General features: G+C 66.0%; 23 protein-coding genes. 20 read left to right on the forward strand and 3 right to left on the reverse strand.

What is annotated here, in order from left to right; all coding sequences use genetic code 11:
• The first annotated feature begins 108 nt into the window (after positions 1-108).
• The 20 genes from AC1DX2_RS16310 (at position 109) to AC1DX2_RS16405 (ending at position 22,570) form a co-directional block, all read left to right on the forward strand.
• Entirely contained in the window at positions 109-4,038 is a 3,930-nt protein-coding gene (locus tag AC1DX2_RS16310; protein WP_477197405.1) for a DUF3683 domain-containing protein, read from the forward strand.
• Positions 4,038-4,472: an HIT family protein gene (locus AC1DX2_RS16315; RefSeq protein ID WP_477197406.1), complete on the forward strand. Its 435-nt coding sequence runs from the start codon at positions 4,038-4,040 to the stop codon at positions 4,470-4,472. Before AC1DX2_RS16310 ends, AC1DX2_RS16315 begins: the two co-directional genes overlap by 1 nt.
• Before the next feature lie 274 nt (positions 4,473-4,746).
• On the forward strand, positions 4,747-6,153 hold the full coding sequence (locus tag AC1DX2_RS16320) for a FecR family protein (protein WP_477197407.1): 1,407 nt from the start codon (positions 4,747-4,749) through the stop codon (positions 6,151-6,153).
• 26 nt (positions 6,154-6,179) lie between these two features.
• Positions 6,180-7,853, forward strand: a complete 1,674-nt coding sequence (locus AC1DX2_RS16325) for a ShlB/FhaC/HecB family hemolysin secretion/activation protein (protein WP_477197408.1) — start codon at positions 6,180-6,182, stop codon at positions 7,851-7,853.
• A gap of 15 nt (positions 7,854-7,868) precedes the next feature.
• Positions 7,869-8,282, forward strand: coding sequence for a gamma-butyrobetaine hydroxylase family protein (locus AC1DX2_RS16330; protein WP_477197409.1), 414 nt, complete (start codon positions 7,869-7,871; stop codon positions 8,280-8,282).
• Between the two features lie 165 nt (positions 8,283-8,447).
• Positions 8,448-9,179 (forward strand): bifunctional demethylmenaquinone methyltransferase/2-methoxy-6-polyprenyl-1,4-benzoquinol methylase UbiE, encoded by a 732-nt coding sequence (gene ubiE, locus AC1DX2_RS16335; RefSeq protein WP_477197410.1) that lies wholly within the window; start codon positions 8,448-8,450, stop codon positions 9,177-9,179.
• Between the two features lie 10 nt (positions 9,180-9,189).
• Positions 9,190-10,185, forward strand: coding sequence for a Tim44 domain-containing protein (locus AC1DX2_RS16340; RefSeq protein ID WP_477197411.1), 996 nt, complete (start codon positions 9,190-9,192; stop codon positions 10,183-10,185).
• A 16-nt stretch (positions 10,186-10,201) separates the two neighbouring features.
• Positions 10,202-10,762, forward strand: coding sequence for a hypothetical protein (locus AC1DX2_RS16345; protein WP_477197412.1), 561 nt, complete (start codon positions 10,202-10,204; stop codon positions 10,760-10,762).
• Entirely contained in the window at positions 10,759-12,330 is a 1,572-nt protein-coding gene (ubiB, locus tag AC1DX2_RS16350; protein WP_477197413.1) for a ubiquinone biosynthesis regulatory protein kinase UbiB, read from the forward strand. The genes AC1DX2_RS16345 and ubiB overlap by 4 nt, the downstream gene beginning before the upstream one ends.
• Before the next feature lie 48 nt (positions 12,331-12,378).
• A complete protein-coding gene (locus tag AC1DX2_RS16355) occupies positions 12,379-13,824 on the forward strand; it encodes a high affinity choline transporter 1 (protein WP_477197414.1) in 1,446 nt (481 codons plus the stop codon).
• 106 nt (positions 13,825-13,930) lie between these two features.
• Complete coding sequence (locus AC1DX2_RS16360) at positions 13,931-14,287, forward strand: FmdB family zinc ribbon protein (RefSeq protein WP_477197415.1); 357 nt, start codon at positions 13,931-13,933, stop codon at positions 14,285-14,287.
• 32 nt (positions 14,288-14,319) lie between these two features.
• Positions 14,320-14,976: a DUF502 domain-containing protein gene (locus AC1DX2_RS16365; RefSeq protein WP_477197416.1), complete on the forward strand. Its 657-nt coding sequence runs from the start codon at positions 14,320-14,322 to the stop codon at positions 14,974-14,976.
• Between the two features lie 46 nt (positions 14,977-15,022).
• Positions 15,023-16,852 carry an aspartate--tRNA ligase gene (gene aspS, locus AC1DX2_RS16370; RefSeq protein ID WP_477197417.1) on the forward strand — a complete coding sequence of 610 codons (1,830 nt, stop codon included), beginning with the start codon at positions 15,023-15,025 and terminating at the stop codon, positions 16,850-16,852.
• 57 nt (positions 16,853-16,909) lie between these two features.
• On the forward strand, positions 16,910-17,404 hold the full coding sequence (nudB, locus tag AC1DX2_RS16375; RefSeq protein WP_477197418.1) for a dihydroneopterin triphosphate diphosphatase: 495 nt from the start codon (positions 16,910-16,912) through the stop codon (positions 17,402-17,404).
• On the forward strand, positions 17,401-18,147 hold the full coding sequence (locus AC1DX2_RS16380) for an endonuclease/exonuclease/phosphatase family protein (RefSeq protein ID WP_477197419.1): 747 nt from the start codon (positions 17,401-17,403) through the stop codon (positions 18,145-18,147). The genes nudB and AC1DX2_RS16380 overlap by 4 nt, the downstream gene beginning before the upstream one ends.
• A 5-nt stretch (positions 18,148-18,152) precedes the next feature.
• A complete protein-coding gene (gene clsB / locus AC1DX2_RS16385; RefSeq protein WP_477197420.1) occupies positions 18,153-19,391 on the forward strand; it encodes a cardiolipin synthase ClsB in 1,239 nt (412 codons plus the stop codon).
• A 110-nt stretch (positions 19,392-19,501) separates the two neighbouring features.
• Positions 19,502-20,203 (forward strand): GTP cyclohydrolase I, encoded by a 702-nt coding sequence (folE, locus tag AC1DX2_RS16390; RefSeq protein ID WP_477197421.1) that lies wholly within the window; start codon positions 19,502-19,504, stop codon positions 20,201-20,203.
• Between the two features lie 4 nt (positions 20,204-20,207).
• Positions 20,208-20,630: a BLUF domain-containing protein gene (locus tag AC1DX2_RS16395; protein ID WP_477197422.1), complete on the forward strand. Its 423-nt coding sequence runs from the start codon at positions 20,208-20,210 to the stop codon at positions 20,628-20,630.
• A gap of 10 nt (positions 20,631-20,640) precedes the next feature.
• Positions 20,641-21,522: an SMR family transporter gene (locus AC1DX2_RS16400; protein ID WP_477197423.1), complete on the forward strand. Its 882-nt coding sequence runs from the start codon at positions 20,641-20,643 to the stop codon at positions 21,520-21,522.
• A gap of 202 nt (positions 21,523-21,724) precedes the next feature.
• On the forward strand, positions 21,725-22,570 hold the full coding sequence (locus tag AC1DX2_RS16405; RefSeq protein ID WP_477197424.1) for a DUF429 domain-containing protein: 846 nt from the start codon (positions 21,725-21,727) through the stop codon (positions 22,568-22,570).
• Positions 22,571-22,592: 22 nt separating this feature from the next.
• On the opposite strand, the gene AC1DX2_RS16410 is transcribed toward AC1DX2_RS16405, so the two are convergent.
• From AC1DX2_RS16410 to AC1DX2_RS16420, 3 genes are all read right to left on the reverse strand, one after another.
• The gene (locus AC1DX2_RS16410; RefSeq protein WP_477197425.1) at positions 22,593-23,423 is read right to left on the reverse strand and encodes a MinD/ParA family protein; all 831 of its coding nucleotides are present in this window, start codon (positions 23,421-23,423) and stop codon (positions 22,593-22,595) included.
• Positions 23,424-23,425: 2 nt separating this feature from the next.
• On the reverse strand, positions 23,426-24,211 hold the full coding sequence (locus AC1DX2_RS16415; protein WP_477197426.1) for a GGDEF domain-containing protein: 786 nt from the start codon (positions 24,209-24,211) through the stop codon (positions 23,426-23,428).
• A gap of 80 nt (positions 24,212-24,291) precedes the next feature.
• Positions 24,292-25,983: a SulP family inorganic anion transporter gene (locus AC1DX2_RS16420; RefSeq protein WP_477197427.1), complete on the reverse strand. Its 1,692-nt coding sequence runs from the start codon at positions 25,981-25,983 to the stop codon at positions 24,292-24,294.
• Positions 25,984-25,987 lie beyond the last annotated feature (4 nt).

The raw sequence follows: 25,987 nt of genomic DNA on the forward strand, positions 1-25,987 counted from the left end.
GGGGGCTTTCCATAGGGGCATCCCTGAAAGAGGGGCGTTGTATTGTTGCACTGCGGTAACATGGCTCTCCAGCCGGGCAGTTCCGTAGTAGCGGCTGGAACCACAACGATGAACGCTCCGACCACGCTCAACCATCTGGTGGCGGCCGACGGCCGCTTGTTGCACGCGCCTGAACGCATACGCGAGATCCCGTACAACTACACGTCCTTCTCCGACCGCGAAATCGTCATCCGTCTGCTGGGTTCCCGTGCCTGGGACACCCTGAACAAGCTGCGCGAAGAGCGTCGCACGGGTCGTTCGGCGCGCATGCTGTACGAGGTGTTGGGCGATATCTGGGTGGTGCAGCGCAACCCCTATTTGCAAGACGACCTGCTGGACAACCCCAAGCGGCGCCGCCTGCTGGTCGAAGCCTTGCACCACCGCCTGGCCGAAATCCACAAACGCCGCACGCCTGAGGTGGATCCGGCGCGCGACGCCCTGGTGGGCGAGCTGTACGAGGCCGCCACCCGCGCCGTGCAGGCCTTTGACGCCACCTTCCAGAAAGCCGCCGAGTTGCGCCGCAAGACCCTGCGCGTGCTGGGCAAGCACACGGCCAGGGACAACATCAAGTTCGATGGCCTGAGCCGGGTCTCTCACGTCACCGACGCCACCGACTGGCGGGTGGAATACCCCTTCGTGGTGCTGACGCCCGACACCGAGGTCGAGATGGCCGGCCTGGTGAAAGCCTGCATGGAGCTGGAGCTGACCATCATCCCGCGTGGCGGCGGCACCGGCTACACCGGGGGTGCCATACCGCTGACCTGGCGCAGCGTGGTCATCAACACCGAAAAGCTGGAAGCCATGACCGAGGTGGAGTTGCGCGCGCTGCCCGGTGTGGCGCAGCCGGTGGCCACGGTGTGGACCGAGGCGGGCGTGGTCACGCAGCGCGTGGCCGATGCCGCCGAGCGCGCCGGCTTCGTGTTTGCGGTGGACCCGACCTCCGCCGAGGCCTCGTGCATAGGTGGCAACATCGCCATGAATGCTGGCGGCAAGAAGGCCGTGCTGTGGGGCACCGCGCTGGACAACCTGGCGTCATGGCGCATGGTGACGCCGCAGGCCGAGTGGCTGGAAGTGACCCGGCTGAACCACAACCTGGGCAAGATCCACGACGCCGAGCTGGCCAGTTTCGAGCTGAAGTACTTCAAGGCCGACGGCAAGACGCTGCTGCGCACCGAGCGGCTGGACATTCCCGGCAAGACCTTCCGCAAGGAAGGCCTGGGCAAGGACGTCACCGACAAGTTCCTGAGCGGCCTGCCGGGCATACAAAAAGAGGGCTGCGACGGCCTGATCACCAGTGCGCGCTGGGTGGTGCACCGCATGCCGGCGCACACCCGCACCGTGTGCCTGGAGTTTTTCGGCAACGCGCGCGACGCCGTGCCCAGCATCGTCGAAATCAAGGACTTCATGTTCGCCGAAGCCGCGCGCTCCGGGGTGTTGCTGGCCGGCCTGGAGCACCTGGACGACCGCTACCTGAAGGCGGTGGGTTATGCCACCAAGTCCAAGCGCGCGTTGGCGGGCGGCTCCGCGCTGCCCAAGATGGTGCTGTTTGGTGACATTGCCGGCGACGACGCCGATGCGGTGGCGCGCGCCACGTCGGAGGTGGTGCGCATCGCCAACTCGCGCAGCGGAGAAGGCTTCATCGCCATCAGCCCGGAGGCGCGCAAGAAGTTCTGGCTGGACCGCAAGCGCACGGCGGCCATTTCGCGCCACACCAACGCCTTCAAGATCAACGAGGACGTGGTGATCCCGCTGCCGCGCATGGCCGAGTACACCGAGGGCATAGAGCGCATCAACATCGAACTCAGCCTGGCCAACAAGCTGAAGCTGTGCGACGAGCTGCAGGCCTTCCTGACCCGTGGCAACCTGCCGCTGGGCCGGCATGACGACACCAACGACATCCCGCCGGCAGAGTTGCTGGGCGACCGCGTGGCCCAGGCGCTGGCGCTGTTGCAGCAGGTGCGCGAACTGTGGGCTGGCTGGCTGGCCGGCATTGGCGAGCTGTTCCCGCAGTTGCAGGACCACAGCCTGCGCGCCAGCTGGAAGACCCAGCTGCGCATGCCGCTGCAGACCATCTTCGTCGGCGAGGCCTTCGCGCCCATCATGGCCGAATGCGTGTCTATCCACCAGCGCGTGCTCAAGGGCCGGGTGTGGGCCGCGCTGCACATGCATGCAGGCGACGGCAATGTGCACACCAACCTGCCGGTCAACAGCGACGACTACGAGATGCTGCAAACCGCGCACGAGGCGGTCAAGCGCATCATGGCGCTGGCGCGCTCGCTGGATGGCGTGATCTCCGGCGAGCATGGCATAGGCATCACCAAGCTGGAATTCCTGACCGATGCCGAACTGCAGCCGTTCAGCGACTACAAGGCGCGCATCGACCCGGAAGGCCGGTTCAACAAGGGCAAGCTGCTGCGCTCGCCGTTGGCTGCGGCCTCCGAGCCGGCAGGCCCGCTGGGCAAATCACACACGCTGTATGCCGACCTCACGAATGCCTACACGCCCAGCTTCGGGCTGATGGGGCACGAGTCGCTGATCATGCAGCAGTCCGACATCGGTGCCATTGCCGACAGCGTCAAGGACTGCCTGCGCTGCGGCAAGTGCAAGCCGGTCTGTGCCACCCATGTGCCGCGCGCCAATCTGCTGTACAGCCCGCGCAACAAGATCCTGGCCACCTCGCTGTTGGTGGAGGCCTTCCTGTACGAGGAACAGACGCGTCGGGGCGTCAGCATCAAGCACTGGCAGGAGTTCGAGGACGTGGCCGACCACTGCACCGTGTGCCACAAGTGCCTGACGCCCTGCCCGGTGGACATCGACTTTGGCGATGTGTCCATGAACATGCGCAACCTGTTGCGCAAGATGGGCCAGAAGTCGTTCCGCCCCGGTAACGCGGCGGCGATGTTCTTCCTCAACGCCACCAGCCCGCAGACCATCAAGCTGATGCGCACTGCCATGGTGGGCGTGGGTTTCAAGGCCCAGCGCCTGGCCAATGACGTGCTGCGCGCTGTGGCCAAGCACCAGACCGCCAAGCCGCCGGCCACGGTAGGCCCAGCGCCGGTGAAAGAGCAGGTGATCCACTTCATCAACAAGAAAATGCCCGGCGGCCTGCCCAAGAAGACGGCACGCGCGCTGCTGGACATTGAGGATGCGGATTACGTGCCCATCATCCGCAACCCGCAGGCCACCAGCAGCGAGACGGAGGCGGTGTTCTATTTCCCCGGCTGCGGCTCCGAGCGCCTGTTCAGCCAGGTCGGCCTGGCGACGCAGGCCATGCTGTGGCATGCAGGCGTGCAGACCGTGCTGCCGCCCGGCTACCTGTGTTGCGGCTATCCGCAGCGCGGTTCCGGTCAATTCGACAAAGCAGAAAAGATCATCACCGACAACCGGGTGCTGTTCCACCGCGTCGCCAACACGCTGAACTACCTGGACATCAAGACCGTGGTGGTCAGCTGCGGCACCTGTTATGACCAGCTGCAGGGTTACGAGTTTGACAAGATCTTCCCCGGCAGCCGCATCATCGACATCCACGAGTACCTGCTGGAAAAGAAAATCACGCTGAGTGCGGAGCAGGCCGGCGCCTACCTGTACCACGACCCCTGCCACAGCCCCATGAAGCTGCAGGACCCGATGAAGACCGTCAAGGCGCTGGTGGGCAGCCAGGTGCTGAAGAACGAGCGCTGCTGCGGCGAGTCAGGCACGCTGGGCGTGACCCGGCCCGACATCTCGACCCAGGTGCGCTTTCGCAAGGAAGAAGAGCTGCGCAAGGGCGAGCAGGATTTGCGCGCCATCACCGGCGAAGCCCAGGGGGGCATGAAGATCCTGACCAGCTGTCCCAGCTGCCTGCAGGGCCTGAGCCGCTATGGCAACGACCTGAACAACGGCCTGCTGGAGGCCGACTACATCGTGGTCGAGATGGCCAAGCAGATCCTGGGTGACAACTGGTTGCCCCAGTACGTGGCTGCCGCCAACAACGGCGGCATTGAGCGGGTGCTGGTCTGATGGGTCAGCGCGCCGGCTGCCCCCTGTGCGACGAGGCGGGCGGCCACCTCGTCGTCCAGACCCCGCTGTTGCGCGTGATACGGGCGGCCGAGGCCGGTTTTCCAGCCTTCTACCGCGTGGTCTGGCAGGACCATGTGGCGGAGCTGTCCGAGTTGTCCCGATCCGAGCGCCAGACCTGCATGGACGCCGTGGTGGCGGTGGAGCAGGCCCTGCGCCGCCACCTGCAACCGAACAAGATCAACCTGGCGGCGCTGGGCAACGTGGTGCCGCACCTGCACTGGCACGTGATTGCCCGCTTCGACTGGGACAGCCACTACCCGTCGCCGGTCTGGGCCGCCAAGCGTGTCGATGCGCCGCAAGACCGGTTGGCCGCCGTGTCGGCCGGGTTGGCCCCCGTGGAGGCTGACGTGGTGGCGGCGCTGGCCCGGCGCTGAGCCACTGGCCATGGTGATCCCGCTGACCAGGCCTCTGGCCTGCGGCGTGCCCGCCACCGTTGGCGGCAAAAAATCACGCTTTTGCCGTTCGCATACGTCAAAAGCACAGAAATCGCCTGTGCTGTTGCGCGCCTATGGTTAAATTGCAACGCTGGGCGCATCGCATGCCCGGCGGATGGTGCGCAGGCACCTTTTTCATACCGAGAGGTGAAGCATGTCGGGGAATGGATTTACAGGGGGGGGCAACCGCTCGCGCGATGGCGCTGCTGGGGCCATGGCCGTCGCCCTCACCGCCGCCGCCCGGCCGTTCACGTTGACAGCCGGGCAGTGGCTGTTGGTCGCCTGCATGGCTTGCGTCGGGCTGGCCGCGCCGCTGGCAGCGCGTGCGCAGGCCACTGCGGTGCCTGTTGTGGGGGAGGTGGAGTTTTCCCGTGGTGTGGGGTTTGCCCAGGCGGATGGCAAGCTGCCACGCACGCTGGGCAAAGGCCTGGCGCTGAACGAAGGTGACCGCCTGACCACCTCCGACGGTTCCTCGGCCATCATCAAGCTGCAAGACGGCACCCGCATGACCTTGCGGCCCAACTCCGACATCGTGCTGCAGCGTTACCAATTCAAGGAAGGCGCGCAGGACAACAGCATGGTGATGCAGTTGCTGCGCGGCGGCCTGCGTGCCATCACCGGCCTGATCTCCAAGAACGCGCCCAACGCGGCCCGCCTGCAGACCGCCACCGCCACCATAGGCATACGCGGCACCGATTTCGACGCCCGCCTGTGCAATGGCACCGAGTGCAAGGGCGAGTCCGAGCAGGTGCGCGAGCGCCCGCACGCCAATGCCGTGCTGGCCAGCGCCAAGCTGGTGGGTGTGCAGGGCGAAGTCAACGCGTTGGACGTCAGCAACGTCCGCCGCCGCGTGGTGGATGGCGCCAGCGTGTACCCCGGCGAAACGGTGGAAACCAGCGCCAGCGCCAAAGCGGTGCTGATCTTCCGCGACGACAGCCGCACCACGCTGGGCGGCAACACGCGTTTTCGGGTCGACAACTTCGTCTTCGACGACAAAAACCCCGGCGAAGGCCGTTTCCTGGTCTCGTTGCTGCGCGGCTCGCTGCGAGCGCTCACCGGCCTGATCGGCAAGTCCAACACCAAGAACGTCAGCTTCACCACGCCCACCTCCACCATTGGTATTCGCGGCACCGGGCTGGACGTGGACTGTGGCGAAGGCACTGATGCCGCCTGCAGCCTGTACACCTGGCAGGGGGCTATCGAGGTGACGCCGCTGGGCCAGAGCGCCTTCCAGCTGCTGCAAGCCGGCCAGGGCCTGTACGTGCCGCGCAACGGCAATTTCCGCCCCTTGAACGGCCCCACGTTGCAGCAGTTGCCGCGGCCTGACGGCGTCAATGCCGACGTCAAGCAACTCTTCGGCGCCACCGGCAGCACGGACGACAAGGAAGGCCTGTACCTGTTCGTGCGCGACGGTCACATTGAGGTCACCACGGCGCGTGAGGTGCTGCAACTGGGCCGGGGCGAAACCGGCTTTGCCGACGATGCCGGCCGCACCATACGCCCGGCGTTGACGCCGTTGTTCCTGGAGTTCGACCGCATTCCCATGCCCAACAGCAAGAACCCGCTGGTGCACACGGTGGTGAATGACATTGGCGCACGCACCACCAACCAGTGCAAGTAGAACAACAACAAGGAAGACAGCCAGCCATGCTCTTTCTCGCGCAAGACATTCGCCGGGCCTCCGCACCGGCGCCGTTTGCCCTGTGCCTGTTGGCGCTGGCCGCCAGTGCCGGCGCTTCCACCGCCTGGGCTCAGCAAGCCGCCGCGCCGGCCACGGCCACGTCCTCGCCGGCCCCGACACCCGCTCCGGTGGTGGCACCCAAGCCGGCCCCCGCCTTTGCCATCAAGGGCTTCGACGTGTTGGGCGACAACCCGCTGTCACAGGCCGACACCACCGCCGCGCTGGCGCCCTTTTTGCGCGCCGACGCCACCATAGACACTTTGCAAAAGGCCACCGCCGCGCTGGAGCAGGCCTTGCGCGAGCATGGCTACGGCCTGCACCGGGTGGTGCTGCCGCCGCAGGAAATCGGCGACAAGCTCAAGCTCAGCATTGTCAAGTTCGTCATCGGCAAGGTCACGGTGGAAGGCGCCAGGCAGTACAGCGAGGCCAACATACGCCACAGCCTGCCCGAGCTGAAAGAGGGCGGCGCGCCCAACTTCAAGACGCTGGCGGTGCAGACCGCCATTGCCAATGAGAACCCCGGCAAGCAGATCCAGGTGGCCATCAAGGAGGCCGAGGAGGCCGACCAGATCAACGCCAAGGTCGACGTGAAGGAGACCAAGCCCTGGTACGTGGCGCTGAACCTGGTCAACACCGGCACCGACGCCACCGGCAAGGACCGCTTCACCATCTCCGGTGGCCACGCCAACCTGTTCGACCGGGACCACCAGTTCACCGCCGCCTACACCACCTCGCTGCAAAGCCGCAGCGACGTCAAGCAGCTGGGCCTGAGCTACCGCATCCCGGTCTACACCTGGGGCGGCGTGATCGGCGCCAGCTACACCCGGTCGGACGTGGTGGGCAATTTCGGTGCCTTCTCCAGCAACGGCGCCGGCCAGACCGCCGGATTGAACTACACCCACTACCTGGTGCCCGATGGCGGGCGGCGCAGCTACCTGACGCTGGCGCTGGACGACAAGCGTTTCGACATCGCCGAGGTCAACGGCATCCCGCTGCCGGGTCAGTTGCAGCGGCGCACCCGGCCCGTCACGCTGGGCTATGCGGCCCGCAACGAGACCGATACGGCGGCCTGGAGCTATGGCCTGGACCTGGCCTACAACCTGACCGGCGGCGAGGGCAATGACCTGGCGTCCTACCGCTCGGAAGACCCGCGCGTGCTGAGCGCGCGCTGGAAAGCCATCCACGCCAACGCCAATTACAGCGCCGGTTTTGGCGGCGGTTGGTTCTGGAGCATACGCGGCGCGCTGCAATACAGCCCGGACGCGCTGATCTCCGGCGAGCAGTTCGGCCTGGGCGGCGCCACCAGCGTGCGCGGCCTGGACGAGCGGCTGATCGCGGGCGACAGCGGCCTGTTCACCAGCGCCGAACTGACCACGCGCGAGCTGGCGCCTGGCCTGCGTTTCTCGGGCTTTGTCGATGGCGGCTGGCTGCGCAACAACAACCCCAACACCAACCCCAAGCCACCTTCGGACCATCTGGCCAGCGTGGGCTTTGGTCTGCGGTATTCTGCCGCCAGCTTCGCGGTGACGGCCGACTTTGCCCGCGTGGTGGTGGGCAGCCAACTACCGTTCAGCCCCGGCTCGTCGATACCGCAGTCGGGCGACCACAAGCTGCACGTCAATTTTTCAACCCGTTTTTGAACTGAGTTCCTCTCCATGGCAGGTTTGCAGGCAGGCGCCCCAGTGCCCACCGACATCACGGTGCATGGTCAATCCCGTGCGCTGGAGGTGCATTTTTCCGACGGAGCGTCGTTCCGCATCCCGTTTGAGCTGATGCGCGTGTACTCGCCCTCGGCCGAGGTGCAGGGCCACGGTCCCGGTCAGGAAGTGCTGCAGAGCGGCAAGCGCGAGGTGCAACTGGTGGGGCTGGCGCCGGTGGGCAATTACGCGGTGCAGCCCAGCTTCAGCGACGGCCACGACACCGGCATCTTCTCGTGGGACTACCTGTACCACCTGGGTGCGCACGAGCAGCAGTTGTGGGAGCAATATGCCCAGCGCTTGCAGGCGGCAGGCCGGGACCGCGATGCTCCCATGCCCGCCGCTGGCGGGCACGCCTGCGGCAGCCACTGAAAGTCCGGGGCCGCACGGCCCTGGTCTGCCATCTCGTATCATGGCCGGCCTTGCAGGGCTGGTCCATCCGGGCCAACCAGCGGTTTTCAGCAAAATTCCTACAGATGCCCCCGGCTCTTGAAGGCTGTTGTGCGCAGCCGTGGGTTTCGTTCTAGCATTCCATCCATGAGTTCCACCCATTTCGGTTTTGAGACCGTGTCCGAGTCCGACAAGGCGCGCCGCGTGCGCGGCGTGTTCGACTCGGTGGCGTCCAAGTACGACGTCATGAACGACCTGATGTCCATGGGTCTGCACCGCGCCTGGAAGGCCTACACCGTGATGGTGGCCAATGTGCAGCCCGGCCAGCGCGTGCTGGACATTGCCGGCGGCACCGGTGACCTGGCGATGGCCTTTGCCAAGCGGGTCGGCGACAGCGGCCAGGTGGTGCACACCGACATCAACCAGGCCATGCTGAGCACCGGCCGCAACCGTCTGCTGGACGCCGGCGTCAGCCTGCCCAGCGTGGTCTGCGACGCTGAGCGGCTGCCGTTTGCCGACGGTCATTTTGACCTCGTCAGCGTGGCCTTTGGCCTGCGCAACATGACGCACAAGGACCGTGCCATCGCCGAGATGAACCGGGTGCTCAAGCCCGGCGGCAAGCTGCTGGTGCTGGAGTTCTCCAAGGTGGCCAAGCCGCTGGAAAAGGCCTACGACTGGTACTCCTTCAAGGTGCTGCCGGCGCTGGGCAAGCTGGTGACCAATGACGCTGACAGTTACCGCTACCTGGCCGAGTCCATCCGCATGCACCCGGGTCAGCAAGAGCTCAAGGCCATGATGCAGCAGGGCGGTTTCGCCCATGTGGACTGCCACAACCTGACCGGCGGCGTGGTGGCGCTGCACGCCGGCATCAAGTGCTGATGGAGTGGACATGGGCCTGAGCATGCTGTGGCGCACCCTGACGGTTACTGCGTTGGGGTTGGCGCTGCTGGCCGGCTCTGCAGCCCAGGCCCAGCGCCTGGGCGGCGGCAAGTCCGTGGGCCAGCAGTCTGCGCAAGTGGGGCGCAAGGATGCTGCCCCGGTGGCGCCTGGCGGCGGCGGTGCCGACACGGCCAAGCCCGGCCAACCCGGCGGCGCGCAACCGGGTGGCGCCACACCGGCCCGTCGCGGCCTGGGCGGATTGCTGGGCCCGTTGGCTGCCGGTCTGGGGCTGGCCTGGTTGGCACAGGCCATGGGCTTTGGCGAAGCCCTCGCCAACGTGATGACGGTGGCGTTGTTGCTGGCGCTGTTGCTGGGCCTGGCGGCCTGGTTCACGCGCCGCCGCGCCGCTGCCTCGGCAGGCATGCCGGCCATGGCCTTTCAAGGCCTGCCGGCAGGCGCCCGGGCTGCCGCCGCGCACAGCTACCGGCCTGAGAACGTGGGCAACGACGCTTCGGCCAGACCGTTCGAACGCAAGGGCCTGTCCTGGGAAACCATGACCAATCCGGGCTTGCCCATGGTCAAGCCCGGGTCGGCGCCCAGCGGCATGCGCGGCTGGGGCGTGCCGGCGGGCTTCGATTCCGACGGTTTCCTGCACGCCGCCAAGGCCAATTTCGTCAGCCTGCAGGCCGCCTGGGACGGCGCTGACCTGGGCAGGCTGCGGGCCATGATGACCGACGGCATGCTGGCGGAAATCCAGATGCAGCTCAAAGAGCGTGAGCAGCACACCGGCCGCCCCGTCAACATCACCGAGGTGGTGATGATCCAGGCCCGGCTGTTGGGCATCGAGGACCTGGGGGCCGACTACATGGCCAGCGTGGAGTTCTCCGGCATGATTCGCGAAGATGTTTCCGCCGGCCCCAGCCCGTTCCGCGAGGTCTGGAACATGACCAAGCCCAAGAGCGGCGACCACGGCTGGCTGGTGGCTGGGGTGCAGGCGCTCCAGTAAGGAATAATCGGGGTCTATGCCGACCCCTTCCCCCTTCTCTGTGCTGGATGCGGTCCTGACCGATCTCAGCACCCGCTTCACCCCACCCGACTGGGCGGTGGACGAAATCCAGGCCCGCATCGTGCTGCTGCTCAACCACGTGCTGCAGCAGGAGCGCGAGGCCACCGCCCGGCTGGCGCGCCAGCAGGGGCGGGTGCTGTTGCTGCAATGGCGCCAGTTTTCGTTGAAGCTGGTGGCCACGCCGGCCGGTTTGCTGGACCGGGCCGCGCCGGGGGCGCAGGCCGATCTGGCGCTGCAAATCACCGACGAATCCCCGCTGGCCATTGCCCAGGCTGCGATGCGTGGCGACAAGCCGGGCGTGCGCATTGAGGGCGACGTGCAACTGGCCGCCGAAGTGAGCTGGCTGGTGGAGCATGTGCGCTGGGATCTGGAAGACGAGCTGGCACGCCTGATCGGCGATGTGCCGGCACACACTCTGGGCCAGGCTGCGCGCCGTGCCATGGAGGTGCTGCGCGGCTTCGCCGGCGCGGCGGCGCCGAAGGCTGGTGGCGACGGCAGCGGCGGGGCGGCTGCATGAGGCGCGTCTACCGCAGCGCCTTCATCGTCTGGATCGCGCTGCGCTATGGGCTGGATGAGCTAGTGCTCAACAGCTTCCAGCAGCCCTGGCTGAGCCGCATCGCCCGCGTGCTGACGCTGGGCCGCAAACTCGATGCACCACGCGGCCAGCGCTTGCGGCAGGCGCTGGAGCGCCTGGGGCCCATCTTCGTGAAATTCGGCCAGGTGCTGTCGACCCGGCGCGACCTGCTGCCCGCCGACATGGCCGATGAGTTGGCGCGCCTGCAGGACCGGGTGCCGCCCTTCAGCTCTGACGTGGCGGTGGCCACCATCGAGCGGGCGTTTCGCAAGCCGGTGGACCAAATTTTCGTTTCTTTCGAGCGCGAGCCGATTGCCAGCGCGTCGATTGCCCAGGTGCACTTCGCGGTGCTGAAGCTGCGTGACGGCAGCCACAAGGACGTGGCCGTCAAGGTGCTGCGCCCCGGCATGCTGCCGGCCATCGAGAAGGACCTGAGCCTGATGCGCATGATGGCCGGCTGGGTGGAGGGGCTGTCTTCCGACGGCAAGCGCCTGAAGCCGCGCGAGGTGGTGGGCGAATTCGACAAGTACCTGCACGACGAGCTGGACCTGGTGCGCGAAGCCGCCAGCGCCGCCCAGCTGCGCCGCAACATGGCCGGGCTGGACCTGGTGCTGATCCCGGAGATGTTCTGGGACTACTGCATGCCCGAGGTCATCGTGATGGAGCGCATGAGTGGCGTGCCCATCAACCAGGTGGCGCAATTGCGCGAGGCGGGCGTGGACATCCCCAAGCTGGCGCGCGACGGCGTCACGCTGTTCTTCACCCAGGTGTTCCGCGACGGCTTCTTCCACGCCGACATGCACCCGGGCAACATCCAGGTCAGCGTGGCGCCGGAGACCTTCGGGCGCTACATCTCGCTGGACTTTGGCATCGTCGGCACACTGACCGAGTTCGACAAGGAATACCTGGCGCAGAACTTCACCGCTTTCTTCCGACGCGACTACAAGCGGGTGGCCGAACTGCACATCGAGTCCGGCTGGGTGCCGCGCGAAACCCGGGTGGACGAGTTGGAAGCCGCCATTCGCACCGTGTGCGAGCCGTATTTCGACCGCCCGCTGAAGGAAATTTCGCTCGGCATGGTGCTGATGCGCCTGTTCCAGACCTCGCGCCGCTTCCAGGTGGAAATCCAGCCGCAGCTGGTGCTGCTGCAGAAGACGCTGCTGAACATCGAAGGCCTGGGCCGCCAGCTCGACCCGGAGCTGGACCTGTGGGCCACCGCCAAGCCCTTCCTGGAGAAGTGGATGGTGGAGCAGCTGGGGCCGCAAAAGCTGATGGACCAGCTGAAGGACCAGGCGCCGCGCTATGCAAAGTTGCTTCCGGAATTGCCGCGATTGCTGCATGATTTCCTGCAGCAGCGCGCCGATGGCGGCGACCGCCTGACGCAGGAACTGCTGCACGAGCAAAAGCGCACCAACAAGCTGCTGCAGACGCTGGTCTACGGCGGGGTGGGTTTTGTCATTGGCCTGGCGCTGGTGCAGTTCTTGCTGCGCTGGAGGTTTTTTTCCGGATAATGCGGGCCTTTGCCTGAACATTCTGCCGGCCCCTGAAAGGACGCTATCGTGCTGTTGACGTTGGTCTTTGTGTACCTGTTGATCACCATCGGCATTGGCCTTTTCGCGGCCAAGCGGGTGAAGAACTCGGCGGACTTCGCCATTGCCGGGCGCAAGCTGCCCCTGGTGATGATCGTCACCACCACGTTTGCCACCTGGTTCGGCTCGGAAACCGTGCTGGGCATCCCGGCCAAGTTTGTCGGCAGCGGTCTGAACGGCGTTGTCGAAGACCCGTTTGGCGCCGGCACCTGCCTGATCCTGGTCGGCCTGTTCTTCGCCGCCAAGCTTTACAAGATGAATCTGCTGACCATCAGCGACTACTACCGCGAGCGCTTCGGCCGCACGGTGGAGGTGGTGTGCTCCATCATCATCATGCTGAGCTACCTGGGCTGGGTGTCGGCGCAGGTGACGGCGCTGGGCCTGGTGTTCAACGTGCTGTCGGCTGGCGCCATCAGCGTGCCCCTGGGCATGGTCATCGGTGTGGTGTCCATCCTGGCCTACACGTTGTTCGGTGGCATGTGGTCGGTGGCGGTGACGGACTTCATCCAGATGATCATCCTGGTGGCTGGCCTGGCCATCCTGGCGGTGTTTGCCGCCAACCAGGCCGGTGGCGCCGACAAGGTGGTGGCGCTGGCCGTCAGCAAGGACATGTTCCGCTTCCTGCCGGAACCCAGTTTCAAGGACATGGTGTTCTTCTTCGCCGCCGCCATCACCATGATGCTGGGCTCCATCCCGCAGCAGGACGTGTTCCAGCGCGTGATGTCGGCCAACACCGAAAAGGCTGCCACGCATGGCCCGGTGATTGGCGGCATCTGCTACATCCTGTTCGCCTTCGTGCCCATGTTTCTGGTGGCCAGCGCGCTGATCATCATGCCGGAGCAGACCGCCACGCTGCTGAAGGAAGACCCGCAAAAGGTGCTGCCCACGCTGGTGCTGGAGAAAATGCCCTTCATCATGCAGGTGCTGTTCTTTGGTGCGCTGCTGTCGGCCATCAAGTCCACCGCATCGGCCACCTTGCTGGCGCCCAGCGTCACTTTCGTGGAAAACATCTGGCGCCAGTTCAAACCGCAGATGACGGACAAGCAGGAGCTGAAGACCATGCGCATCACCGTGCTGTGCTTCAGCGCCTCGGTGTTGGCCTACGCCATCAAGATGCAGGGCACCTCCATTTACGAAATGGTGTCGGGTGCCTACCAGGTCACGCTGGTGGGGGCTTTCGTGCCACTGGTGTTCGGCCTGTACTGGAAGCGTGCCACCACCCAGGGCGCCATCTTCTCCATCGTGCTGGGCGTGCTGGCCTGGCTGCTGTTCCTGGCCACGCCAGCAGGCGAGCAGTTCCCGGCCCAGCTGGCTGGCGTGCTGGCCGGGCTGGTGGGCATGCTGGGCGGCTCGCTGGGGCCGCAGGCGATCAAGAACGCGCATGCCGGGCACCACAAGCTGGCCGGCCTGGCCTGAGCGTGCAGTGGCGGCCTGATCCCCAAACCCAACGTCTTGGTGGGCTCCGCCCCTTATAATTGAGGGCTTTGCACCCATATGCAAAGCTGACTGCCAACGGACAACCATGCCCATTTACGCCTACAAGTGCGACGCCTGCGGATTCGCCAAGGACGTCCTGCAGAAGATCTCGGACCCGGTGCTGACCGTGTGCCCGTCCTGTGGCGCGTCTGCGTTTCAGAAGCAGGTCACGGCGGCGGGCTTCCAGTTGAAGGGTTCCGGCTGGTACGCCACCGACTTCAAGGGCGGCGGCACGTCGGCGCCTGCCCCGGCTGCTGGCGGCGGTGACAAGAGCGAGTCGAAGAGCGACTCCAAGACCGAATCCAAGTCGGACGCCAAACCGTCCGAAACGGCATCCGCGCCACCTCCCAGCGCGCCGGCGGCCTCTGCCGGCGGCTGCAGCTCCGGCTGCGCCTGCCACTGAGCTTCGGTCCCATTTTTCCGAGCCCCGCCGCCATGCCCATCAAGAAATACCTGCTCACCGGCTTGCTGGTCTGGCTGCCGCTGGCCATTTCGGTCTGGGTGATTCTGTGGCTGGTGGGGTTGCTGGATGGCATCTTCGCTGGCGTGCTGGTTGCTGTGCAGGCGGTTCTGCCGGTCGGCGCCGTGCCCATCCTGGACCAGTTGCGCGCCATCCATGGCCTGGGCGTGATCCTGGTGTTCCTGGCGCTGCTGATCACCGGCGCACTGGTGTCCAATGTGGTGGGCCGCTGGTGGTTCACGCAGTGGGACCGCCTGTTGCAGAACATCCCCATCTTCAAGACCGTGTACACCGGCGTCAAGAAGGTGTCGGACACGCTGTTTTCCAGCAATGGCAATGCGTTTCGCAAGGCCATGCTGATCCAGTACCCGCGCGCAGGCAGCTGGACCATCGCTTTCCAGACCGGCACCCCCAATGGCGAGGTGGCTCGCCACCTGGGTGATGATTTTGTAAGTGTGTATGTGCCCACTACGCCAAATCCGACCAGCGGTTTCTTCCTGATACTGCGCCGTTCGGATGTGGTGGAGCTGGACATGAGCGTGGATCAGGCGCTGACCTACGTCATTTCCATGGGCGCGGTGGCGCCAGCGCCCGCCCACCCTGGCGCGGCGAATTCCTCGTTCTCCAACTGATTTCCTGAAACCGCGCCGCTTCACGGCGGCGCATTGAAAGCAAGCTATGGCCATGCGTTCCCACTATTGCGGTCTGGTGACCGAAGCCCTGATGGGCCAAACCGTTTCCCTGTGCGGCTGGGTGAACCGCCGGCGTGACCATGGCGGCGTGATCTTTGTCGACCTGCGCGACCGCGAAGGCTATGTGCAGGTGGTGTGCGACCCCGACCGTGCCGACATGTTCAAGGTGGCCGAAGGCCTGCGCAACGAATTCTGCGTGCAGATCAAGGGCCTGGTGCGCGCACGCCCCGAGGGAACCGTCAACGACGGCCTGAAGAGCGGCAAGATCGAAGTGCTGTGCCATGAGCTGACGGTGCTGAACCCGTCGGTGACGCCGCCGTTCCAGCTCGACGATGACAACCTCAGCGAAACCACGCGCCTGACGCACCGCGTGCTGGACCTGCGTCGCCCCTACATGCAGAACAACCTGATGTTGCGCTACCGGGTGGCCATGGAGGTGCGCAAGTTCCTGGACGCCAACGGCTTCATCGACATCGAGACGCCGATGCTGACCAAGTCCACGCCCGAGGGCGCGCGCGACTACCTGGTGCCCAGCCGCGTGCACGACGGCATGTTCTTCGCGCTGCCGCAGTCGCCCCAGCTGTTCAAGCAGCTGTTGATGGTGGCGGGCTTTGACCGCTACTACCAGATCGTCAAGTGCTTCCGCGACGAAGACCTGCGCGCCGACCGCCAGCCGGAATTCACGCAAATCGATATCGAAACCTCGTTCCTGTCGGAAGAGGAAATCCGCGACATGTTCCAGGGCATGATCACCACGGTGTTCAAGAACACCATCAACGTGGACCTGGGCGAGTTCCCGGTGATGGCGTTCTCCGAAGCCATGCACCGCTATGGCTCGGACAAGCCGGACCTGCGCGTCAAGCTGGAATTCACCGAAATGACCGACGTCATGACCGACGTCGACTTCAAGGTCTTCTCCGGCGCCGCCAACATGAAGAACGGCCGCGTGGTGGCCCTGCGCGTGCCCGGTGGCGCACGCGAAACCGGCGGCCTCTCCCGCGGCGAAATCGACGGCTACACCGAGTTCGTCAAGATCTACGGCGCCAAGGGCCTGGCCTACATCAAGGTCAACGAGTTGGCTAAGGGCCGTGACGGCCTGCAGTCGCCCATCGTCAAGAACATCCACGACAAGGCCATCGCCGAAGTGCTGGCGCGCACCGGCGCGCAGGACGGCGACCTGATTTTCTTCGGCGCCGACAAGGCCAAGATCGTCAACGATGCCATCGGCGCCTTGCGCATCAAGATCGGCCACAGCGAGTTCGGCAAGAAGAACGGCCTGTTCGAGAAGGGCTGGCGCCCGATGTGGGTGGTGGACTTCCCGATGTTCGAGTACGACGAGGAAGCCCAGCGCTACACCGCCACCCACCACCCGTTCACCGCGCCCAAGGACGGGCATGAGGACTGGATGGTGACGGCGCCCGAGAAGTGCATCTCCAAGGGCTACGACATGGTGCTCAATGGCTGGGAAATGGGTGGCGGCTCGGTCCGTATCCACCGCGCCGACGTGCAGCAGAAGGTGTTCGACGCGCTGAAGATCACTCCGGAAGAGGCGCAGCTGAAGTTCGGCTTCCTGCTGGACGCGCTGCAATACGGTGCACCGCCGCACGGCGGCCTGGCTTTTGGCCTGGACCGCATCGTCACGCTGATGACCGGCGCCGAGTCGATCCGCGACGTCATCGCCTTCCCCAAGACCCAGCGCGCCCAGTGCCTGTTGACGCAGGCCCCCAGCCCGGTGGACGAGAAGCAGTTGCGCGAGCTGCACATCAAGCTGCGCAACCCCGACGCGCACAAAACGGCGTCTGCTCCTACCGCGTGACGCGGCCGCTTCAGGCAGAATGAAAGGGCGCCGGCAAGGCGCCCTTTTCATTTGTCCATGCAGCCGTCCAAACCGTTCAAGATTCCGCAATCCGTGTTGGTGGTGATCTACACACCGGCGCTCGATGTGCTGTTGCTGCGCCGTGTCGACACCCAGCCGGGCGAGGTGTTCTGGCAGTCGGTCACCGGAGCCAAGGACCATGAGGACGAGGACTTCCGCGACACCGCCGTGCGCGAGGTCATGGAGGAAACCGGCATCCATTGCGGCCCCGGCTCGGCACTGGAAGCCGGACTGCACGACTGGGGCCTGGAAAACGTTTACGACATCTACCCCCGTTGGGCGCACCGCTATGCACCTGGCGTGACGCGCAACACCGAGCACCTGTTCGGCCTGTGCGTGCCTGTGGGCACGCCGGTGCGTTTGAGCCCGCGCGAGCACAGTGACTACCAATGGCTGCCCTGCCTGGAGGCGGCTGAAGCCTGCTTTTCGCCATCCAATGCCGAGGCCTGTTTGCTGCTGCCGCGCCTGGCGCAAGGGGGTCTCATCGCATGAATACCTTGCGGGTTGCAACCTACAACATCCACAAAGGGGTGCAGGGCCTGGGGCCGCGTCGCCGGCTGGAGATCCACAACCTGGGCCATGCGGTGGAACAGCTGGATGCCGACATCGTCTGCCTGCAGGAGGTGCGCAAGGGGCACCGTGGCGAGGAGCAGTATTTCTCGCGCTGGCCCGACATGCCGCAGGCCGAGTTCCTGGCGCCCGAGGGCTACGAAGCGGTGTACCGGACCAATGCCGTCACCAAGCACGGCGAACACGGCAACGCGCTGTTGTCGCGCTGGCCAGTCAACACCCACCAGCACGAGGACATGTCGGACCACCGCTTCGAGCAGCGTGGCCTGCTGCATGTGGAGCTGGCCGTGCATGGGCACAACGTGCACGTCATCGTGGCCCACCTGGGGCTGATCAAGGCCAGCCGGGTGCGCCAGTTGGACCAGTTGCGCGGCTTCATTGAGCGCGAGGTGCCGGCGGACGCGCTGCTGCTGGTGGCGGGCGACTTCAACGACTGGGGCGCGCTGGTGCAGACCAGCTTCAAGGCCATGGGCATGCAGGCTGCTGCGTCCAGCCGCCACCCCACCTTCCCGGCCCGGCTGCCCATGGCGCAGCTGGACCACGTGTTTGCGCGGGGCCTGACGCCGCTCGGCGTGCATGTGCCGCGCGGGCGCATCTGGTGGCGCATGTCCGACCACCTGCCGCTGATCGCCGAATTCGGCTTGCCGGACTCGCCCCACCCCTGAGCCGCATGCTGCCACTGCGCTCAGGCCACCAGGTGGAGCTGCTGTGCGGCGGCGACCAGCTGTTTGCCGCCATGCTGCAGGCCTTGGACGCCGCCCGCCACGAGGTGCGGCTGGAGACCTACATCTTCCACGACGACGACGGTGCCGCCCGGGTGGCCGATGCCCTGGTGCGCTGCGCCCAGCGCGGGGTGCGGGTCTATCTGGTGGTGGACGGCGTCGGCACGCCACGGTTGACCGAAGCGCGGCGGGCACAGTTCATCGCCGCGGGCGTGCGCTGGCAGATCTTCAGGCCGTTGGGCTGGTTGGGCCTGCTGGTGCCCAGCCGCTGGCGCCGCATGCACAGGAAGCTGTGCGTGGTGGACGGCGAAGTGGCCTTTTGCGGCGGCATCAACCTGCTGGACGATGGGTTCGATCCCGTCTACGGCCGCCTGCCCGCGCCGCGCTTCGACTTTGCCGTGCGCGCCCAAGGGCCGCTGGTGGCGCGGGTGCACGAGGCCATGACCAGCCTGTGGTGGCGCAAGGCCGGTGGTGCGCACCGGGCCGAGCGCGTGCGCGCGGCCTTCCAGGCCCTGCGCCGGCGCGTGCTGCGCCGGGGCAGCCCAGGGGGCGACGGCACCGAGCCGTCGCCCCAGCCGACGTCAGACGATGCGGGGGCGGCTGGCAGTGGCAAGGTGCGCGCCCAGCTGCTGCTGCGCGACAACCTGCTGAACCGTGACAGCATAGAGCGCGCCTACCGCCAGGCCATCAGCGCGGCGCGCTCGGAGATCATCATTGCCAACGCCTATTTCCTGCCGGGCCACAAGCTGCGCCGCGGCCTGATCCATGCCGCCCGGCGGGGGGTCAGGGTGCGCCTGCTGCTGCAGGGGCGTTACGAGTACTTCATGCAGTACCACGGCGCCCGCCCGGTCTACGACGCACTGCTGGCCGCCGGGGTGGAGATCCACGAGTATTCACCCAGCTTCCTGCACGCCAAGGTGGCGGTGATCGACGGCCGCTGGGCCACCGTGGGTTCCTCCAACCTGGATCCCTTAAGCCTGCTGTTGGCGCGCGAGGCCAATGTGGTGGTGGACGACCCGGGCTTTGCCGCCGAATTGCGCGGCCATCTGGAGCATGCCATGCTGCACCAGGGGCAGCTGGTGGACGTGGCTTACCGCGCCAAGCGGCCCTGGCACCAGCGGGGGCTGGACCAGCTGGCCTTCGGGGTCATGCGCACGGTGTTGTTCTTGATGGGCCGGCGCTATTGATTCGATAGCAATCGGCTGGCACGCCGGTGCAGGCAGGCCCAAGGCGCGAATAACCCCAAAACCCGTGGACTGGTAACATTCACAGGATGTCACCGAATCCCACGAGCGCCATGAACCCCAGCGAGACCGACGAGGGCACGCCCGTTTCCGTGAAGATACGCGAGCGCGTCAAGGCCGCGCGCAAACGCTTCAACGCCAACGACAACATCGCCCAGTTTGTGCAGCCCGGCGAAATGGAAAAACTGCTGGACGAGGTGGCCGGCAAGATGCAGGGCGTGCTGGACAGCATGGTCATCGACACCGAGCACGACCACAACACCAGCAACACCGCGCGCCGGGTCGCCAAGATGTACCTCAACGAGGTGTTCAACGGCCGCTACGTGAAGGCGCCCACCATCACCGAGTTCCCCAACGCCGAGCATTTGAACGAGCTGATGATCGTCGGGCCCATCACGGTGCGCAGCGCCTGCTCGCACCATTTCTGCCCGGTCATCGGCAAGATCTGGATAGGGGTGATGCCCAACGAACACACCAACGTCATCGGTCTGTCCAAGTACGCGCGGCTGGCCGAGTGGGTGATGGGACGGCCGCAAATCCAGGAAGAGGCGGTGGTGCAGCTGGCCGACCTGATCCAGGAAAAAACCCAGCCCGATGGCCTGGCGATCGTGATGGAGGCCAGCCACTACTGCATGGCCTGGCGCGGCGTCAAGGACATGGACAGCAAGATGATCAATTCCGTGATGCGCGGGGTGTTCCTGAAAGACCCCAACTTGCGGCGCGAATTCCTGTCGTTGATTCCCAAGAAAGGCTGATGCCATGTTGGTACGTTTGCTCTATGCCAGCCGCGTGGTGGACACCAGTCCCGAAGCCATCGAGGCCATCCTGACGCAGTCGCGCCACTTCAACCCGACCTGCGGCATCACCGGCATCCTGTGCTATGGCAGTGGCATCTTTTTGCAGGCCATTGAAGGCGGGCGCATGGCGGTCAGCGACCTGTATGGCCACATCCAGCGCGACGCCCGCCACAAGGACGTGGTGCTGCTGGACTATGAGGAAATCACCGAGCGGCGCTTCGGCGGCTGGACCATGGGGCAGGTCAACCTGTCCAAGCTGAACACCTCCATCCTGCTGAAGTATTCCGAAAAGCCCGAGCTGGACCCGTATTCGGTGTCGGGCAAGGTGTCGTTTGCGCTGCTCGAAGAGTTGATGGCCACTGCCTCCATCATCGGTAGAGCTTAAACAGAACGGAATGCCGCTCCAAGCGCTTGCACTGGTCCTCGTCGCCGGGCTGATCCACGCAAGCTGGAACATCGCGGCCAAGAAAGCGGGCGGTGACGCCCGCTTTGCATTTTTCACCGGCATGGTGATGATGGTGGTGTGGGCGCCGCTGGGCTTTTGGCTGGCCTGGCAACAGGTGCCCGCCTGGGGCCTGACCGAGTGGTGCTTCATCATGCTGACGGCTGTGCTGCACCTGCTGTACTTCATCGTGCTGCTGCGCGGCTACCGCAAGGCCGACCTGACCGTGGTTTACCCGCTGGCACGCGGCAGCGGCCCGCTGCTGGCCGCGCTGGCGGCGGTGTTGTTCCTGGGAGAGCAGATCAGTGCGCTGGGGGTGCTGGGCATTGCCGGCGTGGTGTTCGGCGTGTTCCTGGTGGCGGGCGGTCCGGCGCTGTTCCGCGCCGCGCACGATCCGGCGAAGGCCAGGCAGATACGCAAGGGCATGCTGTATGGCCTGCTGACCGGCGCCTTCATCGCCAGCTACACCGTGGTGGATGGCTATGCGGTCAAGGTGCTGCTGATGTCGCCCATTCTGGTGGACTACCTGGGCAACCTGTTTCGCCTGCCGCTGCTGCTGCCCATGGTGCTGCGCGACCGCGCCCAGACTGTGCTGCTGTGGCGCCAGCAGTGGAAGTATGCGCTGCTGGTGGGCATCATCAGCCCGGTGTCTTACGTGATGGTGCTGTACGCCATCCGGCTGGCGCCGCTGTCCCATGTGGCGCCGGCGCGCGAGGTGTCCATGCTGTTTGCTGCCTTATTGGGCGGACGTCTGCTGGGCGAAGGCGACCGCCTGTTGCGCTTTGCGGGCGCCACCTGCATAGGCGGTGGCGTGGTCGCGCTGGCCCTGGGCTAGTGTGCTGTCCCGTAAATAACTGCGCAAAAGGAAATCGATGCATTTGGGGCCAGGGCAAGGCGCAAACCGCATCGATACCTGTAGGTATCGAGAGGATTTGCAACGCCGCCATGGCCCCAAAGGCGCGATTTCCTGCGCAGGTATTTGCGGAACAGCACACTAGGGCCTCCCCAGTGCCACAACGCACGTGAATAATGGGGCCATGCACCACCCCATTCTGGTGGGCTGCGACTTCTCCAGCAGCCCCACGCGCGCCAAACCCATCGTGCTGGCCTTTGGCCAACAGGTGGCGGGACGCGTACAGCTCACGCGGCTGCAGCACTTGGCGACCTTGCCGGAGTTTGCCGCCTGGCTTCAAGCGCCTGGCGCCTGGCTGGGCGGCTTCGACTTTCCGTTCGGCCTGCCGCGTGAACTGGTGCAGGCGCTGGGTTGGCCCACCGACTGGCAGGCCTGCATTCGACACTACGCCGGCTTGACGCGCGCCGAAATACGCGACACCTTCGCTGCCTTTTGCGACGCCCGCCCTGTGGGGGCCAAGTTTGCGCACCGCGCCACCGATGGGCCGGCGCGCTCCAGCCCCTCCATGAAGTGGGTCAACCCGCCGGTGGCCTACATGCTGCATGCTGCCGTGCCCCTGCTGCTGGGGGCCGGCGTGCTGTTGCCCGGCTTGCACGAAGGCAACCCTGCCGATGTGGACGCGCAAGGCCAGCGCCGCCGCGTGGCTTTGGAAGCCTACCCTGGCCTGCTGGCACGCGAAATCCTGGGCACGCGCAGCTACAAGAGCGACGACAAGGCCAAGCAGACCCCCGAGCGCCTGATCGCCCGCAAGGACCTGGTGACGGCGCTGGAGCATGGCCAGACCCGGTTGGGCCTGCGCTTGAAGCTGACCCACGCACAGCGCGATGCATTGGTTGACGACGCCCGTGGCGACATGCTGGATGCGGTGCTGTGCCTGGTGCAAGCGGCCTGGGCCGCGCAGCAGGGGGCGCCGCGGTACGGGTTGCCGGAGAAGGTAGATCCGTTGGAGGGCTGGATCGTCAGCGCTTGAGCCGGGAGGCTGACACGCAATGTCAGCTGATCTTTGAAATCACCGTGTCTTCCAGCTTCAGCGCCAGCTGCGAGATCGCCATGCCGGCCGGGCAACCGGGGGTGTTTTGCATCAGCAGCTGGCGGCGCATCACCGCCTGGCGTACGGCCGGGTCGGCCGGGATGTCGCCCACGTGCACCAGCTTCACCGGGCGGCCCGGGTCGGTGGTGACAAAGCGGTCCAGCACCTGTTGCAACTGCGTGGTGATGGCGCGGCCATCACCCAGGCGGGCGGTCTGGTTGACCACCATGCGTATGGTCTGGCGCTTTTGCTGGCCGACCAGCACCTTGATGGTGGCGTAGGCATCGGTCAGCGAGGTGGGCTCGGGCGTGGCCACCACCAGCACCTCGGAAGCCAGCGAGACGGCAAACAGCACCACATCGGAAATGCCGGCGCCGGTGTCCAGCAGCACCACGTCGTAGTTGGGCACCAGGCCGGACATGATGCGCAAAAAGTCGTCGCGCACCTCGGGCGTCAGGCGTGAATACTCCACCATGCCGGAGCCGGCCAGCAACACCGAGAAGCCGCCCGGTGCCTTGATGATGGCTTCTTCCATCGAGGCCTTGCCGGTGAAGACATCGTGCAGCGTCACCTTGGGGTACAGGTTCAGCACCACGTCCAGATTGGCCAGGCCGAGATCGGCGTCCAGCACCAGCACGCGCAGGCCGCGCTTGGCCAGCGCGCAGGCCAGGTTGGCCGACACAAAGGTCTTGCCCACGCCGCCCTTGCCGCTGGTGATGGCCAGCACCTTGCCCAGCGGCTTCAGCGGCAGGCTGGCAGGTTCGGGTTGTGGGGGGTTCAGCACATCGCTCATGGTCAGTTCGCCCTCTGCGTCGTGCTGGTCGACGCGTCAGTGGCCACGTTGTCCGCCCAGACCGGCTCGCCGTTCTGGGACAGATGGCCAAACAACAAGCTCTTTTCCTCCGCGCTGACGGCAATCACCTGCTGCTGGTCCAGGCACACGCGGTTGCGCCCTTCGGCCTTGGCGCGGTACAGCTGCACATCGGCGCGCTCGGTCCACAGGCCGGTGGTGGAGCGCACCCACTCGGGCGCGTAGGCGCCGCCTATGCTGATGGTGACGTTGATGTTCAACTGCGGCGACACCGCGATGGACATCGCCTCCACCGTGGCGCGTATGCGCTCGGCAATGGTCTCGCCGAAGGACACCGGGCACACCGGCAGCACGATGGCGAATTCCTCGCCGCCGTAGCGCGCCACCGTGTCCATGGGGCGTATGCAGGCGTCCAGCGTCTTGGCCACGACCTGCAGCACCATGTCGCCGGCGTGGTGGCCGTGGGTGTCGTTGATCTTCTTGAAATGGTCGATGTCCAGCATCAGCAGCAGCGCAGACTCGCCCGAACGTGCCACGACGTCGATTTCCTTTTCCAGCACCGCGCGGAAGTGGCGTCGGTTGGCCAGCCCGGTCAGGGGGTCGCGCAGCGACAGCTCGCACAGGCCGTCGATCAGCCCCTGCACATGGGCCAGCGGGTCGTCCTGCGGCGAGGGCAGCGCCTGCAGTGCGGCATGCTCCAGCAACGCGCGCGCATCGTCCAGCTTGAGCTCGTCAAACGCGATGGCGGAGGGCGCGGTGGTGGTGGTCACGAGGCGTTCAAATTCTACGAATCGAGTCTACCAGCATCACTGCGCGCTAGACCTGAAATTCCGCCTGGATCGCCTTGCTTTTAGGGCACTTGCGGTTCGGCTTCGGCCAGGTTGTCGGACAGCCTGGCCAGCGCCTGCAAGGCCTCGGCGTCGGTGCGGTACATTTTGAGCAGCGGTCCTGGCTCCAGCGCGCCGGCGCGCCGCAGCATGGTTTCCACCGGCAGCTTGATGCCGCTGATGTGCAGCGTCACCTCCAGCACGCGCAAGGTGGAGCGCAACTGCTGGAAGATTTCCGTGCCGGTGACGTCAATGCGGTTGATGGGCTGGGCCAGCAGGCACACATGGCGCACCTCGGGGTGTGCCGCCAGGTGCTCGACGATGGCGCGCTCCAGGCTGCGGCCGGAGGCGAAATCCAGCTCGGCGTCCATGCGCAGCGCATACAGGTGCGGTGCCAGCGGCGGCAGATGCCACAGGTGGCGGTCGCGCAGGCTGCCGTCGGGATGCAGGCCGACCTCGATGATGCGCGGATGCAGGTGCGTGTACAGGTAGTGGAACATGCTCATCAGCAGGCCAGCCAGCACACCCCAGTACAGGCGCGGCGCGGTGGCCAGCGTCAGCGCGAAGGTGACGCCACCGGTCAGCCCTTCCACGCGCGATATCTGCCACAAGCGCAGCAGCGCTCGGGGGTTGACCAGGCTGGCCACCGCCGCCACCACCACCGCCGCCAGCACCGACTGCGGCACGTGGTACAGCACGGGCGTGCCCCACAGCACCACCACCAGCACCAGCAGCACCGCGACGATGGTGGCCCAGCCGGTGCGTGCCCCGGCATACAGGTTGATGGCCGAGCGCGAGAACGAAGCGCTGATGGGAAAGCTGCCGCTGAAGGCCGCCGCCAGCTTGGCCAGGCCCTGGCCAATCAGGTCCTGGTTTTCGTTCCACAGCCGGCCCTCAAGCTGGTTTTCCACCTTGGCGCTGGAGGCTGTCTCCAGGAAGCTGATCAGCGTCACCACCATGGCCGGCAGCAGCAGCTGGCCCAAGGTGTGCCAGGACGGCCAGGGCGGCAGGTAGAGGTTGGGCAGGCCGGCCGGCAAGGCGCCCACCACAGCGCCACCCGCTTTGGCAAAACCCAGCCAGGCGCTCAAAGCCGCGCTCGCCACCACCACCACCACCGCCACAGGCAGGCGCGACAACCAGCGCTTGCCCAAGGTCAGCACCAGCAGGCTGCCCAAGCCAAAAGCCGCCGCCGTCAGGTTGATGCTGGCGGGTTCCAGCAGCTGGGCCAGGCTGCCCTGCAGGCCCAGCAAGGCTGGCAGTTGCGACAGCAGGATCAGGATGGCGGCGGCCTGGGTGAAGCCGCTCAGGACGGGCGAGCTGACCAGGTTCAGCAACCAGCCAAAGCGGGCCAGCCCCAGCAGCATCTGCAATGCGCCCGACAGCAAGGCCAGCCACACAGCCAGGGCCACCCACTGGGCGCTGCCAGGCTCGGCCAGCCCGGTCAGCGACGTACCTATCAGCAGCGAGGTCAGCGCCGTGGGGCCGACGCCCAGCCGCGTGGACGAGCTCCACAGCACCGCCACCAGGGCGGGCAGCAGTGCGGCGTAGATGCCGGTGATCAGCGGCATGCCGGCCAGCGCGGCGTAGGCCACGGCCTGCGGGATCAGCATCAGCCCCACCGTCAGGCCGGCCCACCATTCGCCCACCAGCGTGGCGCGGTCGGGCCGCGGCCAGGCCAGGAAAGGGAAAAAGCGCTCGAGTGCCTGACGGTTCACAGGG

This window comes from Hylemonella sp. P2_B10 (assembly GCF_056404875.1).

What these genes read in the sequence shown, in the direction of transcription:
- AC1DX2_RS16310 (WP_477197405.1), top strand. Translation starts at nt 109, where the DNA reads ATGAACGCTCCGACCACGCTCAACCATCTGGTGGCGGCCGACGGCCGC.
- clsB (WP_477197420.1), top strand. Translation starts at nt 18,153, where the DNA reads ATGCTGCCACTGCGCTCAGGCCACCAGGTGGAGCTGCTGTGCGGCGGC.
- ubiB (WP_477197413.1), top strand. Translation starts at nt 10,759, where the DNA reads ATGAGGCGCGTCTACCGCAGCGCCTTCATCGTCTGGATCGCGCTGCGC.
- AC1DX2_RS16320 (WP_477197407.1), top strand. Translation starts at nt 4,747, where the DNA reads ATGGCCGTCGCCCTCACCGCCGCCGCCCGGCCGTTCACGTTGACAGCC.
- AC1DX2_RS16360 (WP_477197415.1), top strand. Translation starts at nt 13,931, where the DNA reads ATGCCCATTTACGCCTACAAGTGCGACGCCTGCGGATTCGCCAAGGAC.
- ubiE (WP_477197410.1), top strand. Translation starts at nt 8,448, where the DNA reads ATGAGTTCCACCCATTTCGGTTTTGAGACCGTGTCCGAGTCCGACAAG.
- AC1DX2_RS16325 (WP_477197408.1), top strand. Translation starts at nt 6,180, where the DNA reads ATGCTCTTTCTCGCGCAAGACATTCGCCGGGCCTCCGCACCGGCGCCG.
- AC1DX2_RS16395 (WP_477197422.1), top strand. Translation starts at nt 20,208, where the DNA reads ATGTTGGTACGTTTGCTCTATGCCAGCCGCGTGGTGGACACCAGTCCC.
- AC1DX2_RS16410 (WP_477197425.1), bottom strand. Translation starts at nt 23,423, where the DNA reads ATGAGCGATGTGCTGAACCCCCCACAACCCGAACCTGCCAGCCTGCCG.
- folE (WP_477197421.1), top strand. Translation starts at nt 19,502, where the DNA reads ATGAACCCCAGCGAGACCGACGAGGGCACGCCCGTTTCCGTGAAGATA.
- nudB (WP_477197418.1), top strand. Translation starts at nt 16,910, where the DNA reads ATGCAGCCGTCCAAACCGTTCAAGATTCCGCAATCCGTGTTGGTGGTG.
- AC1DX2_RS16380 (WP_477197419.1), top strand. Translation starts at nt 17,401, where the DNA reads ATGAATACCTTGCGGGTTGCAACCTACAACATCCACAAAGGGGTGCAG.
- AC1DX2_RS16365 (WP_477197416.1), top strand. Translation starts at nt 14,320, where the DNA reads ATGCCCATCAAGAAATACCTGCTCACCGGCTTGCTGGTCTGGCTGCCG.
- AC1DX2_RS16330 (WP_477197409.1), top strand. Translation starts at nt 7,869, where the DNA reads ATGGCAGGTTTGCAGGCAGGCGCCCCAGTGCCCACCGACATCACGGTG.
- AC1DX2_RS16400 (WP_477197423.1), top strand. Translation starts at nt 20,641, where the DNA reads ATGCCGCTCCAAGCGCTTGCACTGGTCCTCGTCGCCGGGCTGATCCAC.
- AC1DX2_RS16405 (WP_477197424.1), top strand. Translation starts at nt 21,725, where the DNA reads ATGCACCACCCCATTCTGGTGGGCTGCGACTTCTCCAGCAGCCCCACG.
- AC1DX2_RS16345 (WP_477197412.1), top strand. Translation starts at nt 10,202, where the DNA reads ATGCCGACCCCTTCCCCCTTCTCTGTGCTGGATGCGGTCCTGACCGAT.
- aspS (WP_477197417.1), top strand. Translation starts at nt 15,023, where the DNA reads ATGGCCATGCGTTCCCACTATTGCGGTCTGGTGACCGAAGCCCTGATG.
- AC1DX2_RS16315 (WP_477197406.1), top strand. Translation starts at nt 4,038, where the DNA reads ATGGGTCAGCGCGCCGGCTGCCCCCTGTGCGACGAGGCGGGCGGCCAC.
- AC1DX2_RS16340 (WP_477197411.1), top strand. Translation starts at nt 9,190, where the DNA reads ATGGGCCTGAGCATGCTGTGGCGCACCCTGACGGTTACTGCGTTGGGG.